The following is a 15,246-nucleotide window of genomic DNA, read 5'->3' on the forward strand; positions in this document are numbered from 1 at the left end:
CGACTTATTAAACCGAATGAACAAATCAAACCGTATACAAACTGCTGAGCTGGATTGGGAATCTATTGATGGTATTGAGGTTCCCATTTCCAAACAATTTGGTGATGTCTATTTTTCCAAAGATAATGGTCTGCTCGAAACAAGACATGTATTTTTAAATGGCAATGACCTATCAGAACGATTAGCCAATTTACAAGATTTTGAATATTTTAGTGTAGGAGAAACCGGGTTTGGTACCGGTTTAAATATTCTTGCACTCTGGCAGCTTTGGCAGCAGGTCCGTCCCAATAACCACAGCCATTTACATGCAATTAGCGTAGAAAAATTTCCTTTAAGCAAAGCAGACCTCATCCGTGCACTCGATGTATGGGATGAACTTAAGCCACTTGCGAAACAACTTATTGAACAATATCCCTTGCCTATTGCAGGTTGCCATCGTTTAAATTTTCCAGAAGAACGTTTTAGCATCGATCTATGGCTAGGAGATGCACAAGATATTTTTCCAAGTATGGTAAAAACGAAAGCAGTGAATGCTTGGTTCCTAGATGGATTTGCACCTTCGTGTAATCCAGATATGTGGGAACAAAACGTTTTAAACAATATTGTACGTCTTTCTGACTATGGCACTACCTTTGCCTCGTTTAGTGTAGCTGGTATTCTCAAACGTGGACTAAAAGCTCATGGCATTGATATTTCACGTCCTCGCGGTTTCGGTCATAAACGTGAAATGCTTAAAGCAGTTTGGGAAGCACCTTTAAGTGAAGACACTGCACTAGAACCAGATAACCATACTTTCAATTTTACACAGCAGCATATCGCCGTCATTGGCGCAGGGATTGCTGGTTTAAGCACAGCTTGGGCATTTGCAGAACGTGGGCATCAGGTGACTCTATTTGAGCGTACAACGCCTTTATCAGGAGCTTCTGGCAACCCTTTAGCACTGCTCAATCCTAAATTATGCCCAATTGAACAAAGTCATGAACATCTAATGACTTTAAGCTGGCAACATGCGTTGAATTTCTATAAAAACTTTCAAGCATTTCGCCCAATTCAAATACAGCAAATGGCATTAAAAAATGCCCAAGATCTTCTCGATCTTGCAGACCAATATCCTGCGGATATTGTTACGCATCAAGCCAGCTCATTAGAATCGGACTATCCACACATTGTATTAAGTGAGGCCGGAGCAGTTTCTCCACACCAGTTACGTGATGAAATTTTGCAGCATTCAGGTATTGAGTTAAAAATTGCCAATATCACAGCACTTGTTTCTTTTGAAAATAAAGTTCAATTAAAAACGAATGACGAAATCATTGCAGAAGCAGATCATGTTGTGGTGTGCTGTGCCCGAGAAAGTGCCGCTTTATTTGAGAACTATCCCCCTTTAAAGCCAATACGTGGACAAGTGAGCTGGGTTGATAATTCTTTTGGACCTCTACCTTTGCATGAAGCGTATAGCTATGGTGGCTACTGCATGCAGCTTAACTCTTCTCAACTCATTTTAGGGGCATCTTTCTATCCGAACCGAGAAGATCAAGAAGTACAGCTTGACGATCATGTGCATAACTTTGAATTAATCCACAGTGTCTTCCCTACTTATGCAAAACGATTGCCACCTGTAGAACAATGGCAAGGTCGAGCAGCTGTGCGTGCTCAAAGTCCAGATTATTTCCCACTTGTAGGCAAAATGCAGAGTGAAAGCCGTATTTCTACCTTTGCAGGTCTAGGTTCAAAAGGTTTTTTATTTGCACCGCTTTGCAGTGAAATACTTGTAGCCCAAATTTTAGGTGAGACTTGTCCTGTTCCACAAAGCCTATTAAAGAAATTAAGTGCCGAGCGCTTTCAAAAGAAAGTTAAACCTAAGAAACCTTATTTCCAATCTCAATAGTGCACTTGAGAAAATTTTGTTCCAATAAAAAAGCACCCGAAGGTGCTTTTTTTATGCGCCCTGCTCTAGAGGTAAACCTGCATCACGAGCTGCACGCGTCCCCCCCATCAGCACGACATATTCACGCGAGGCATCTAAGTCTTCTAGTTTCTCAGCTGCACGAGGAGCTTTGCTACCACCACCACATAAAATATAAATCGGCTGATCCGCAGCGACCTGGTTCAAAATATCAGCATTTAAATCATTAATCGGGCGACTTACCGCACCTTTAACATGCCCTTCTGCATAAGCACTTGAATCACGGACATCCCAGATAACAGCGTTTTCTGGGAACTCAAATGTTGTAATTTCTTGTTTACGGATCATTGTGCACTCCTTTGATGTAAACAACACTTGGCAAATGAAGAAAACCCTCTTAGCATCTCAAATATTCTTTCACTTTGTAAAGGTCTAAACTATGCCTTCTTTCGATATTGTTTCTGAATTAGAGTTATTTGAAGTTAATCATGCGGTTCAAAACACACAAAAAGAGATTGCAACACGCTTTGACTTCCGTGGTCACGATGTTTCTATCGAATTAAATGAAAAAAATAAAGAGATTAAAATCAGCACAGAAAGTGATTTCCAGTGTGAACAGGTTTATAACATGTTAGAAAATCATTTTTATAAACGTAAAATTGATGTGCAAGCACTTGATCCGCAAAAAGCTGCTGCGTCAGGTAAAAATTTTGTACAAGTCATTAAACTTAAAGATGGACTTGACTCTGATACAGCAAAAAAAATTAATAAAGCCATTAAAGAAAGCGGCGTTAAAGTGCAATCTTCTATTCAAGGCGACAAAATCCGTGTGACCGATAAAAAACGTGACACTTTGCAACAAGTCATGACTTTTTTACGTGAACAACAATTCGGTGTGCCATTACAGTTTAATAACTTTAAAGATTAATATCTTTTAGCGACATTCAAAGTTAAGGTAATCCCATGTCTCAATCCAATCGACTATTAAAACTGGTAAAAGCAACTTCAAAATTTCCTAAAGGTGTTCGAAGTACGCTTTGGAGCAAGGCATTTGGCCGTATTGTGCCAATGGTGGGTACAGCAAATATTCGCTATCTAGAAGTAGATGTAAACCATGTAACTGTTCGCTTAGAGAACCAGAAAAACATGCAGAATCATATTAAAGGTGTACATGCTGCAGCAATGGCACTTTTAGCAGAGACTGCAACAGGTTTTTTAACGGGTTTACATATTCCTGATAACCGCATTTTATTAATCAAATCATTACATGTTGATTATTTAAAAGTTGTTGAAGGTGGTTTGACAGCAACAGCGACTCTCTCTGCAGAACAGCAAAAATATATTGCTGATCATGAGAAGGGTGAACTTGTTATTCCGGTTACCGTTATTGATGATGCGGGTAATGAACCGATTCAATGTCAAATGCTATGGGCATGGTTACCTAAACGTAAGAAATGATAACTAATCTAAAATATTTTTAGATTGATATTTACCTCAAGATATAAAACTATAACTTTATATCTTGAGGTCACAATGAAAAAAATACTGATCCTATCCTCGTTATTTACCAGTTTTATATTTACAGCTGTGACGACTCACGCTGCCGAACCCACAAATAAAACCAATAAAATTGTTCAAACAAAAACTGAGTCAATCGATAAAATAAGTGCTCAAAATAAAAAAATAGTAGTCGACTTTTATGAAGGTGTGTTTTTAAAACATCAAGTTAAAGAATATGCCGACCGTTATATTGGTCATCAATATATCCAACACAATCCTAATGTTCCTGATGGCAAGGCTCCTTTCGTGAATTTCTTTACTGAGAAATTCCAAAAAAATCCACAAGCAAAAAATGAAATTAAGCGCGCAATCGCTGAAGGTAATCTGGTGGTTTTACACGTCCACTCTACGGAAAATGACAAAGATAGAGGCAGAGCAATTGTTGATATTTTCCGTGTAGAAAATGGAAAAATTGTAGAGCACTGGGATGTTATACAAAACATTCCCGAACAAAGTAAAAACTCTAATACAATGTTTTAGTTTTAAAAATTAAACTATTTAGTGAAAAATTAAAGCCTGAATACTGATATTCAGGCTTTAAATGTTTTATTGAGTTTCTAAAAACTTCTGCTTCGCTTCTTCAGGAATTTGTCGCTTATTACCTTTTACATCAACAGCAACAAAGGTAAACACCCCTTCGGTAATACGAATTGGGGCACGAGAATCATCATGACTATCCCAAACTTCAATTTGCATTTGAATAGAGGTATTACCTACTTTTAAGATTTTGGTATAGCAGCTAATCACAAAGCCTACTTTTACCGGAACCAAAAAGGTCATCTGATTAATGGAAATCGTGGCACAACGGCCACGACTAAAACGCTCAGCGTGAATTGCTCCAGCCAAGTCCATTTGTGACACGATCCACCCACCAAACACATCACCGCTCCAGTTTGTATCTGCTGGCATGGCAATCGTTTGTAAGGATAAAATTCCTTCTGGTTTGGTATAAGCTTCTGACACCTTAGCTCCCGAAATTCGTTTGAAGTTGTTGATCTAGCCACTGCTGCAATTCAGGAGCACGTAATGCGCCGCTCATTCGAGCAACTTCTGTGATTTTATTCATTAATACAAGGGTAGGAATACTTCTCACATTAAATGCTTGGCTTAAGCGAGGAGATTCTTCAGTATTAATCTTGGCAAAAATAACACGTGGATTCTGTTTTGCTACTTGCGCAAAATGTGGCGCCATCATTTTACAAGGTCCGCACCATTCTGCCCATAAATCTATCAAAATAGGCAGATCACTATTCGTGATATAGTTACTAAAGTTTTGTTCATTTAACTCAATCGGTGCAAGCGGAAGTAATGGCTGATGGCATTGGCCACAACTCGGTTGCGCACTAAGTTTTTCCTCTGGAACTCTATTTTTTGCACCACACGATGCACATACAATAATCATTTACATCACTCCTATATGTTGATGTAAAAATTCTAATTGGGTCGTCACTGCTTTTTCAAACCATGCGCCGTGATAGATATCAAAATGTTTCATATCCCACTCATGATAACTCACAAAAGGAGCAATATTGGTCGCAGCTTCACGACTAGACTCAATTGGAATTAAAGAATCATGCTGAGCAGCAATAAATAAAACTGGGATATTAATCTGACGGACGAGTTGAATTGGACGGTAACGCATCAAATTAAAAAAAACGCGCGCAGGGACTTCGCCACTCCAATAATAATCTGGATTTACAATCGACAAATACCCATAGTAACTATCTGCTGTTGGCATAAAACATAATTTAAATTGGTCAACAACAGGTAATCTCTTGGGATTAAGGCCCATCTTAGAGCCCATATAATCTTGGCTCGATAATTTTAAAGCTTGGGGATAACGCTGTAATGGATATAGTTTTGCTGTTTCAGCACCGTCTACATATGGAATTTGTACCATAATGGCCTGAATATTTTTTAATTCAGAAGCTAAACTTAGAGCATATCCACCACTTAAAGATGTTCCCCACAATACAATCCGTCTATTATCGATAAGCTTACAGGTGGAGGCGTATTGAATTATGGTCTTCCAATCCTCTAATTGAGAATTGATAGAAATCATTTCTCGGGGCTTACCTGTACTCCCACCCCAATATCGATAATCAAATAAAATCACAGCATAGCCTGCCTGTGCAAAACGCTGTGCATATTGGATAAGCTTGAATTGACGCAATCCGGCAAAACCATGTGCCATGATAATTACCGCAGATTTATTATTTGTTTTTGGAATATAAAAGTCAGCTGCGATCATTTCCTGATCACATGGAACATATAAAGGCTCAACCGTATAAGCGTGCATATGTGCTCCGTGGCATTATGGTCGAAGTAATGAATTTACAAAAAACATCCTGATCGCCTTTTAAAAATCTATAGTTGTTCTTTTACATAACTTTTATCTATGTAGGAACAACGTTTTAGTGTCTTGTATCTCAGGTTAAGCTTAATGCTATGATACAGCATAAGAGGTTTTATTAAATTTTGGAGTGACGAAATGTCAGATAATGTTGGTTTCGCAGGTCAAATTGGTCCAGAACATGTAGACCAAGTTGTAGAAAAAGGATTTAAATCTATTATTAATAACCGTCCGGATATGGAAGGCGGTCCAGAACAACCAACGAGCGCTCAAATTGAAGAAGCAGCGCGTCAGGCAGGACTAGATTACGTTTACCAACCTGTAGTTGCAGGTCAAATTACTGAGCTTGATGTCCGTACTTTTGCAAATCACTATAATGAACTTCCAAAACCTGTTCTCATGTTTTGCCGAACAGGAAATCGTTCAAACAATCTTTATCAATTAGCAAAGCAAATGGATTTATTAGACGATTAAATTATTGAATGAGCCAACGACAAGCTCTATTTTTCCTTAAAAGTAGAGCTTTTATTAATAAAAAGAATATATATAACTGTATCAATTCAACATATATATAAATAATTTTCAGTTAAAGTATTCAAATCACATTAAATTTCTCAGTTCTCTTATGAATAAACTTATATTTTTATTGGTCAGTTGTCTTATTCTTAGTGCATGCTCATCTATGCAGGTCCGGCCTACCGTAGGTGTTAGTATGGGAACACAACTCTAAAAAAAGAAGCAGCATTTAAGCTGCTTCTTTTTATATTAATTACCATTTGAACAGTTTGGATCTATTCCATATGGACTTAATACATTCGGAGCAATAAGATCACTTACAGTAACATCTTTAGTTAAATAACCTAAAGTCAAAGATGTAGATCCTTTAATTAAACTTCCCGAAACTGTAGATTTAGCCGTTAACTGAACAGTTAACCAAGATGCATAAATTTTAGGGTATTGAATCTTAAGATCAAAACGACCATTTCCATCTGTTGTATATTTATTATTAGTTGCAGCAGTACCTGAACTATTAATATACGATACTACCTGAACTGTAGAATTTTCTTTCAGCGGCTTTAATTGATTAACAACCTCGCCATTAATATTTACGGCTTGAACTGGTGAAGTACATGCAGCTCTAGCAATAGGTAAATATTCATCTGGCTTACCATCTGCAGGAGTAGACGTGTCAACAAAAGCAAATTGCCCCTTATAATAAGCAAGCGCATTAACGCCCATTGTTACGTCTTGATTTGGTATTGGCTTACCGTCAACATCAGTCACTTGTACTGAGATATTTTTATAGTAGTAAACCCCATCACTAGAATCTTCCATTGTGGTCGGATTATATGCTACAGAAATAGCGCCTACTGCTACTGGTACATCAGAATTAACAACATCGAGTTTATACGTATAAACTTTTGTTGATTGACCAAAATTAGCTTCTAAAACAAGATCATCTGTCACAAATTGTGCAGCACTATATGATGAAGATCTTTGATTTTCACTAAAAGATAAAGTATAGCTGATCTGACCATTTGCATCAGTTTGTGTCGCATTAGGAGTAAATTTGACACCATTTAAAACAGAATTTCTAACTTTAAGTGTAATCGCTTGATTTGCTAAAGTTGCACCATTTGCATCTACAGCTGTTAATGTAACAGTTGTCTGATCACCTCTAACATTTAATGAGGTCTTTGTAGCATCAAACAATACAATACTCGTAGTATCAGCTTCTGTAGTGCTATTACTACCTGTTACTGTTACAGTCTGTTCTTGCGTAAGAGTATCATTATTCGTGTAGACTATTAATTTAAAACCATTTTTCACCAAATCATTTATTGAACTCGATGTTTTTGGTGTCTTTATAATATATACAGCATTACCTGCTGCATCTGTAGTTTGAATTGATGCTCCTTCTATAGTTACGTTATTTGTTGGATCTTCTAATTTCAATCTAACTTTAGCGCCAGCAACGCCACCTTTATTTATATCTAAAGCTCTAACAGTAACCGTTAAAGTGTCATTCGTTGCAGCAACTGATAATTTATCTAGTTCTATCTTTAAAGCTGTAGCAGTCGTTTGTTCAGAACCGCTAGTATTGCCTCCAGATGAGGAATTATTACTATTTGATGAACCATTCTGATAATAACCATCACCACCTCCACCGCCACAACTTGCCAACATAATTGACACAGCAATAGCCGACAACTTTAAGGTAAGTTGCTTTTTATACATACTTTTCATTTCCCCAATCTTTCCTAAAGGTATAAGATTTTTTAATTATTTATATTATTAGTGTAATCATATTCACCATACTCTGTAAACATAAATTACATTGTGTTTTATTATGTAACTTATTAAATGAAAAACTTATAGATATTAGGATTTATAATGTTCGATATAATTATCATTGGCGCAGGTACTGCTGGTATTAGCGCATATAAAGAGGCTGTTAAACATACCAATAATATTTTAATTATCAATGATGGGCCATGGGATACAACTTGCGCACGTGTAGGGTGTATGCCAAGTAAAGTCCTCATCTCTACAGCAAATCGTATGCATGACCTCCAAAATGCTCAAGAAGTTGGGTTAAATGCTTCTGTAGACATTAATACTGATCAGGTTATGGAACATGTAAGAAACTTACGTGACCGTTTTACAAAGGCGACTCTCAAAGATGTAGACCAATGGCCAACTGAACATAAAATTTCAGGTAAAGCCCATTTTATTGATTCAGAAACTATTGAAGTAAATGGTAAACAATATCAATCAAAAAGCTTTATTCTGGCAGTTGGTTCAACTCCTAATTATGATCAAACATGGAAACAAGAATTAGGTGATCGCCTTATTACCACAGACCAAATATTTGAATTAGATACTCTACCTAACTCCCTTGCCGTTATTGGAAGTGGAGTAATTGCTCTTGAGATCGCACAAGCTATGCATCGATTAGGCGTGGAAACAACTATATTTGCTCGTAGTAAAAGAATTGGAATATTTACTAGCTCTAAATTACAGCAACTTGCTCAAGAAGAGTTAAGCAAAGAATTAAACTTTTTATTTGAGACATTACCAGCCAAAGTTAAGTCTACTTCTGGTGGCGTTATATTAAATTATAGAATCAATGGACAAGAAAAGTCTCTTCAAACTGAGTATGTGCTATCCGCGACAGGTCGTTCAAGCTTATTAGATAACTTAAAACTAGAGAATATTGATAAATCATTTCAGGATATTAAGTTATTGCCTATAAATGCGAAAACAAAACAGCTAGATAACTATCCAATTTTTATTGCTGGGGACGCTTATACTTCAACACCATTACAGCATGAAGCTGCACATGAAGGTAAAAAAGTTGTTTATAACTGTTTGAATTATCCACAGGTTAATTCAGTTAAGACTCTTACTCCATTAGGCATAGTATTTAGTCATCCAGAAATGGCAATTGTGGGACAAAGTTATAAACAACTAAAAGACAATGGAATAGATTTTGTCACAGGTGAAGCATCTTACGAAAGACAAGGAAGAGCTATTGTTCTTGGAAAAAATAAAGGAGCTATTGAAGTTTATATAGAACGAAAAAGCCATAAACTACTTGGTGCCGAGTTATTTACTGAGGCGACAGAACATATGGCTCATCTCTTAAGTTGGATCATTGGTGAAGAATTAACTTTAAATGATATTTTAGAGAAACCTTTTTATCATCCAACTCTTGAAGAAGGTTTACGCACTGCCCTTAAACATGCACGCAGGCAATTAAAATAATTATTCTTAGAAGGTTTTTCTTAATTAAAGTTAACTCTCTATATCTCTAAAATAGAGTAACTGTGTAAATCTGATTTTTTGATTATGTGTTTTCACTTTATTTCGCACAATAAAAAACACCCTCACTCTTTAGAATGGGGGTGTTTGGAATAATGAGCTGGCGATGACTTACTCTCACATGGGTAACCCCACACTACCATCAGCGCTAAGAGGTTTCACTTCTGAGTTCGGGAAGGGATCAGGTGGTTCACTCTTGCTATGGTCGCCAGCACAACTGTTTATGGATACTTGCTTTGGTCTTATTGACTGCCGAAGCGTTTTCCAAATCTTTACAGACTGGGCTGATTGAATCTGATTGTGTTCATTTTATCTAGTGGAATAACTAAATCAAGTTGCTTTGTAGATTTATGAATCGATTGATGCTTTATATACAACTGCTTGGGTGTTGTATAGTCAAGCCTCACGAGCAATTAGTATTGGTCAGCTTCACATATCACTATGCTTCCACATCCAACCTATCAACGTCCTAGTCTCGAACGGCTCTTTAGAGGAATAAATTCCTAGGGAAATCTTATCTTGAGGTAGGCTTCCCGCTTAGATGCTTTCAGCGGTTATCCCTTCCGAACATAGCTACCCGGCGATGCGACTGGCGTCACAACCGGTACACCAGAGGTTCGTCCACTCTGGTCCTCTCGTACTAGGAGCAGATCCTCTCAAATTTCCAGCGCCCACGGTAGATAGGGACCGAACTGTCTCACGACGTTCTAAACCCAGCTCGCGTACCTCTTTAAATGGCGAACAGCCATACCCTTGGGACCTGCTTCAGCCCCAGGATGAGATGAGCCGACATCGAGGTGCCAAACACCGCCGTCGATATGAACTCTTGGGCGGTATCAGCCTGTTATCCCCAGAGTACCTTTTATCCGTTGAGCGATGGCCCTTCCATACAGAACCACCGGATCACTAAGACCTACTTTCGTACCTGCTCGACTTGTGGGTCTCGCAGTTAAGCGCGCTTTTGCCTTTATACTCTACGCGTGATTTCCGACCACGCTGAGCGCACCTTCGTACTCCTCCGTTACTCTTTAGGAGGAGACCGCCCCAGTCAAACTACCCACCAGACACGGTCCTCGTCCCGGATAACGGGACAGAGTTAGAACCTCAACATTACCAGGGTGGTATTTCAAGGACGGCTCCATTGGAACTAGCGTTCCAACTTCAAAGCCTCCCACCTATCCTACACAAGTAAGGTCAAAGTTCAGTGTCAAGCTGCAGTAAAGGTTCACGGGGTCTTTCCGTCTAGCCGCGGGTACACTGCATCTTCACAGCGATTTCGATTTCACTGAGCCTCTGCTGGAGACAGCGCCGCCATCATTATGCCATTCGTGCAGGTCGGAACTTACCCGACAAGGAATTTCGCTACCTTAGGACCGTTATAGTTACGGCCGCCGTTTACTGGGGCTTCGATCAAGAGCTTCGCTTACGCTAACCCCATCAATTAACCTTCCAGCACCGGGCAGGCATCACACCCTATACGTCCACTTTCGTGTTTGCAGAGTGCTATGTTTTTAATAAACAGTTGCAGCGGCCTGGTTTCTGCGGCTGTCATCAGCTCAGGAAGCAAGTTCCATCACCAACAACAGCGTACCTTCTCCCGAAGTTACGGTACCATTTTGCCTAGTTCCTTCAGCAGAGTTCTCTCAAGCGCCTTGGTCTACTCGACCTGACCACCTGTGTCGGTTTCGGGTACGATTCCTGTGTAACTGAAGCTTAGAGACTTTTCCTGGAAGCATGGTATCAGCCACTTCGCTGTACAAGTACAGCTTGCTATCGGATCTCAGTATAGAGTACCCCGGATTTGCCTAAGATACATACCTACATCCTTCCACCTGGACAACCAACGCCAGGCTGACTTAACCTTCTCCGTCCTCTCATCGCATTACACAGAAGTATTGGAATATTAACCAATTTCCCATCGACTACGCCTTTCGGCCTCGCCTTAGGGGTCGACTCACCCAGCCCCGATTAACGTTGGACTGGAACCCTTGGTCTTTCGGCGAACGGGTTTTTCACCCGTTTTGTCGTTACTCACGTCAGCATTCGCACTTCTGATACCTCCAGCATACTTCTCAATACACCTTCATCGGCTTACAGAACGCTCCCCTACCACTTGACTAATGTCAAATCCGCAGCTTCGGCACATAGTTTTAGCCCCGTTACATCTTCCGCGCAGGCCGACTCGACTAGTGAGCTATTACGCTTTCTTTAAAGGGTGGCTGCTTCTAAGCCAACCTCCTAGCTGTCTATGCCTTCCCACATCGTTTCCCACTTAACTATGATTTTGGGGCCTTAGCTGGCGGTCTGGATTGTTTTCCTCTTGACTACGGACGTTAGCACCCGCAGTCTGTCTCCCGGATAGTACTCATAGGTATTCGGAGTTTGCATCGGTTTGGTAAGTCGGGATGACCCCCTAGCCGAAACAGTGCTCTACCCCCTATGGTATTCGTCCGAGGCGCTACCTAAATAGCTTTCGGGGAGAACCAGCTATCACCAGGCTTGATTAGCCTTTCACCCCTATCCACAAGTCATCCCCTGGCTTTTCAACGACAGTGGGTTCGGTCCTCCAGTTAGTGTTACCCAACCTTCAACCTGCTCATGGATAGATCGCCTGGTTTCGGGTCTATACCCAGCAACTAAACGCCCTATTAAGACTCGATTTCTCTACGGCTCCCCTATACGGTTAACCTCGCTACTGAATATAAGTCGCTGACCCATTATACAAAAGGTACGCAGTCACACCACGAAGGTGCTCCCACTGCTTGTATGCATGCGGTTTCAGGATCTATTTCACTCCCCTCACAGGGGTTCTTTTCGCCTTTCCCTCACGGTACTGGTTCACTATCGGTCAGTCAGGAGTATTTAGCCTTGGAGGATGGTCCCCCCATATTCAGACAAGGTTTCACGTGCCTCGCCCTACTCGTCATCATTATGTGTGCCCTTTCGTGTACGGGAATATCACCCTCTACGTTCGCACTTCCCAGAGCGTTCCACTAAAACACACATAACTTAATGGGCTGATCCCCGTTCGCTCGCCGCTACTGAGGGAATCTCAATTGATTTCTTTTCCTAAGGGTACTGAGATGTTTCACTTCCCCTCGTTCGCCTTGCAACACTATGTATTCATGTTGCAATACCTACCTTAAAGTAGGTGGGTTCCCCCATTCAGACATCTCCGGATCAAAGGATATTTGCCGCCTCCCCGGAGCTTTTCGCAGGCTATCACGTCTTTCATCGCCTCTGACTGCCAAGGCATCCACCACATGCACTTAATTACTTGACTATACAACCCCAAACAGTCGACGTTACCTACAAGTTAGTAACTTCAACATTTCAGTTTAGAGTACTGTGTATTTAAACACTGTACAGCTTCAATCTAAATTCATATACCAAAACGCTTGATTCAGTTAATTTGCTAGTTCTCAATTCATTCAGATTAATTGCTTAATCTAAACTCTTGAGTGAACAATTTATTTCAGACTCAATTTTGCCAATCTGTTAATGAATAAACATGCCTTCGTCAGGTCATGCTTAATACCGTGATACTTAAATCACAGAAGTTAATAAACCAAGACCGAAATCTCTATTTACTAATTTCTGTAATCCGAACTTATCTTAAGTTCTGGTGGAGACTAGGAGAGTCGAACTCCTGACCTCCTGCGTGCAAAGCAGGCGCTCTACCAACTAAGCTAAGTCCCCAGCTTACATCATCAGTCATGTATCTTTTATCTATAACTTTAACCAGTCAAAGTCATGGTGGGTCTGACAAGACTTGAACTTGTGACCCCACGCTTATCAAGCGTGTGCTCTAACCAACTGAGCTACAGACCCTCAGATACATCTATGAAGAACAACTTGTTGTGGATTCTTACCAATCGTCAATCTTTCGTTAAGGAGGTGATCCAGCCGCAGGTTCCCCTACGGCTACCTTGTTACGACTTCACCCCAGTCATCGGCCACACCGTGGTAACCGCCCTCTTTGCAGTTAGGCTAGCTACTTCTGGTGCAACAAACTCCCATGGTGTGACGGGCGGTGTGTACAAGGCCCGGGAACGTATTCACCGCGGCATTCTGATCCGCGATTACTAGCGATTCCGACTTCATGGAGTCGAGTTGCAGACTCCAATCCGGACTACGATCGGCTTTTTGAGATTAGCATCACATCGCTGTGTAGCAACCCTTTGTACCGACCATTGTAGCACGTGTGTAGCCCTGGCCGTAAGGGCCATGATGACTTGACGTCGTCCCCGCCTTCCTCCAGTTTGTCACTGGCAGTATCCTTAAAGTTCCCGACATTACTCGCTGGCAAATAAGGAAAAGGGTTGCGCTCGTTGCGGGACTTAACCCAACATCTCACGACACGAGCTGACGACAGCCATGCAGCACCTGTATGTAAGTTCCCGAAGGCACCAATCCATCTCTGGAAAGTTCTTACTATGTCAAGGCCAGGTAAGGTTCTTCGCGTTGCATCGAATTAAACCACATGCTCCACCGCTTGTGCGGGCCCCCGTCAATTCATTTGAGTTTTAGTCTTGCGACCGTACTCCCCAGGCGGTCTACTTATCGCGTTAGCTGCGCCACTAAAGCCTCAAAGGCCCCAACGGCTAGTAGACATCGTTTACGGCATGGACTACCAGGGTATCTAATCCTGTTTGCTCCCCATGCTTTCGCACCTCAGCGTCAGTGTTAGGCCAGATGGCTGCCTTCGCCATCGGTATTCCTCCAGATCTCTACGCATTTCACCGCTACACCTGGAATTCTACCATCCTCTCCCACACTCTAGCTAACCAGTATCGAATGCAATTCCCAAGTTAAGCTCGGGGATTTCACATTTGACTTAATTAGCCGCCTACGCGCGCTTTACGCCCAGTAAATCCGATTAACGCTTGCACCCTCTGTATTACCGCGGCTGCTGGCACAGAGTTAGCCGGTGCTTATTCTGCGAGTAACGTCCACTATCTCTAGGTATTATCTAAAGTAGCCTCCTCCTCGCTTAAAGTGCTTTACAACCATAAGGCCTTCTTCACACACGCGGCATGGCTGGATCAGGCTTGCGCCCATTGTCCAATATTCCCCACTGCTGCCTCCCGTAGGAGTCTGGGCCGTGTCTCAGTCCCAGTGTGGCGGATCATCCTCTCAGACCCGCTACAGATCGTCGCCTTGGTAGGCCTTTACCCCACCAACTAGCTAATCCGACTTAGGCTCATCTATTAGCGCAAGGTCCGAAGATCCCCTGCTTTCTCCCGTAGGACGTATGCGGTATTAGCATCCCTTTCGAGATGTTGTCCCCCACTAATAGGCAGATTCCTAAGCATTACTCACCCGTCCGCCGCTAGGTCCGGTAGCAAGCTACCTTCCCCCGCTCGACTTGCATGTGTTAAGCCTGCCGCCAGCGTTCAATCTGAGCCATGATCAAACTCTTCAGTTAAAATCATTTTGCACCTTATTTATAGACAAGGTGCCAATTCTGGCTCATCAATTACTGACTTAAATTTCGCTCAAATAAACTTCGAGTAATTTAAACCAATCAATCAATGAAAATTATTTCGATTAATCAATCAGTAAAAATCCACACAAGTTGTTCTTCAATTCTCTTAATGAT

General features: G+C 41.1%; 11 protein-coding genes, 2 tRNA genes and 3 rRNA genes. 6 read left to right on the forward strand and 10 right to left on the reverse strand.

The window, feature by feature from the left end; translation table 11 throughout:
* Positions 1 to 16 precede the first annotated feature (16 nt).
* A complete protein-coding gene (mnmC, locus tag MKL35_RS12035; protein ID WP_032009991.1) occupies positions 17 to 1,888 on the forward strand; it encodes an FAD-dependent 5-carboxymethylaminomethyl-2-thiouridine(34) oxidoreductase MnmC in 1,872 nt (623 codons plus the stop codon).
* A 51-nt stretch (positions 1,889 to 1,939) separates the two neighbouring features.
* Here mnmC and MKL35_RS12040 read toward each other — a convergent pair whose 3' ends face one another.
* Entirely contained in the window at positions 1,940 to 2,254 is a 315-nt protein-coding gene (locus MKL35_RS12040; protein WP_002051246.1) for a rhodanese-like domain-containing protein, read from the reverse strand.
* Positions 2,255 to 2,345: 91 nt separating this feature from the next.
* On the opposite strand from MKL35_RS12040, the gene MKL35_RS12045 reads away from it, so the two are divergent.
* The 3 genes from MKL35_RS12045 (at position 2,346) to MKL35_RS12055 (ending at position 3,946) form a co-directional block, all read left to right on the forward strand.
* Positions 2,346 to 2,834 (forward strand): YajQ family cyclic di-GMP-binding protein, encoded by a 489-nt coding sequence (locus MKL35_RS12045; protein ID WP_002051423.1) that lies wholly within the window; start codon positions 2,346 to 2,348, stop codon positions 2,832 to 2,834.
* A 35-nt stretch (positions 2,835 to 2,869) separates the two neighbouring features.
* On the forward strand, positions 2,870 to 3,364 hold the full coding sequence (locus tag MKL35_RS12050; RefSeq protein ID WP_002051154.1) for a DUF4442 domain-containing protein: 495 nt from the start codon (positions 2,870 to 2,872) through the stop codon (positions 3,362 to 3,364).
* Positions 3,365 to 3,439: 75 nt separating this feature from the next.
* Positions 3,440 to 3,946 carry a nuclear transport factor 2 family protein gene (locus MKL35_RS12055; protein ID WP_002051498.1) on the forward strand — a complete coding sequence of 169 codons (507 nt, stop codon included), beginning with the start codon at positions 3,440 to 3,442 and terminating at the stop codon, positions 3,944 to 3,946.
* A gap of 66 nt (positions 3,947 to 4,012) precedes the next feature.
* Here MKL35_RS12055 and MKL35_RS12060 read toward each other — a convergent pair whose 3' ends face one another.
* From MKL35_RS12060 to MKL35_RS12070, 3 genes are read right to left on the reverse strand one after another with little or no spacing between them, the layout of a single operon-like run.
* Positions 4,013 to 4,429, reverse strand: coding sequence for an acyl-CoA thioesterase (locus MKL35_RS12060; protein ID WP_002051216.1), 417 nt, complete (start codon positions 4,427 to 4,429; stop codon positions 4,013 to 4,015).
* Between the two features lies 1 nt (position 4,430).
* Positions 4,431 to 4,868, reverse strand: coding sequence for a thioredoxin TrxC (trxC, locus tag MKL35_RS12065; RefSeq protein WP_191028843.1), 438 nt, complete (start codon positions 4,866 to 4,868; stop codon positions 4,431 to 4,433).
* Positions 4,869 to 5,765 (reverse strand): alpha/beta hydrolase, encoded by an 897-nt coding sequence (locus tag MKL35_RS12070; protein WP_004711915.1) that lies wholly within the window; start codon positions 5,763 to 5,765, stop codon positions 4,869 to 4,871.
* 192 nt (positions 5,766 to 5,957) lie between these two features.
* On the opposite strand from MKL35_RS12070, the gene MKL35_RS12075 reads away from it, so the two are divergent.
* Complete coding sequence (locus tag MKL35_RS12075; RefSeq protein WP_002051574.1) at positions 5,958 to 6,293, forward strand: TIGR01244 family sulfur transferase; 336 nt, start codon at positions 5,958 to 5,960, stop codon at positions 6,291 to 6,293.
* A 291-nt stretch (positions 6,294 to 6,584) separates the two neighbouring features.
* Here the strand turns inward: MKL35_RS12075 and MKL35_RS12080 are convergent, their stop codons facing one another.
* The gene (locus tag MKL35_RS12080; RefSeq protein WP_032009987.1) at positions 6,585 to 8,066 is read right to left on the reverse strand and encodes an Ig-like domain-containing protein; all 1,482 of its coding nucleotides are present in this window, start codon (positions 8,064 to 8,066) and stop codon (positions 6,585 to 6,587) included.
* Between the two features lie 147 nt (positions 8,067 to 8,213).
* On the opposite strand from MKL35_RS12080, the gene MKL35_RS12085 reads away from it, so the two are divergent.
* Positions 8,214 to 9,587, forward strand: a complete 1,374-nt coding sequence (locus tag MKL35_RS12085; RefSeq protein ID WP_032009985.1) for a dihydrolipoyl dehydrogenase — start codon at positions 8,214 to 8,216, stop codon at positions 9,585 to 9,587.
* Positions 9,588 to 9,742: 155 nt separating this feature from the next.
* Here the strand turns inward: MKL35_RS12085 and rrf are convergent.
* The 5 genes from rrf to MKL35_RS12110 form a co-directional block, all read right to left on the reverse strand.
* A 5S ribosomal RNA gene (gene rrf, locus MKL35_RS12090) occupies positions 9,743 to 9,857 on the reverse strand.
* Between the two features lie 179 nt (positions 9,858 to 10,036).
* A 23S ribosomal RNA gene (locus tag MKL35_RS12095) occupies positions 10,037 to 12,927 on the reverse strand.
* 340 nt (positions 12,928 to 13,267) lie between these two features.
* A tRNA-Ala gene (locus tag MKL35_RS12100) sits at positions 13,268 to 13,343 on the reverse strand.
* 55 nt (positions 13,344 to 13,398) lie between these two features.
* Positions 13,399 to 13,475 (reverse strand) — tRNA-Ile (locus MKL35_RS12105).
* A 59-nt stretch (positions 13,476 to 13,534) separates the two neighbouring features.
* Positions 13,535 to 15,072: ribosomal RNA gene (locus MKL35_RS12110) — 16S ribosomal RNA — on the reverse strand.
* Together the 16S, 23S and 5S rRNA genes with 2 tRNA genes alongside form the textbook arrangement of a ribosomal RNA operon.
* Positions 15,073 to 15,246: the final 174 nt, after the last annotated feature.

Source organism: Acinetobacter sp. AOR41_HL (genome assembly GCF_027854645.1).
Taxonomy (GTDB): Bacteria; Pseudomonadota; Gammaproteobacteria; order Pseudomonadales; family Moraxellaceae; genus Acinetobacter; species Acinetobacter nosocomialis.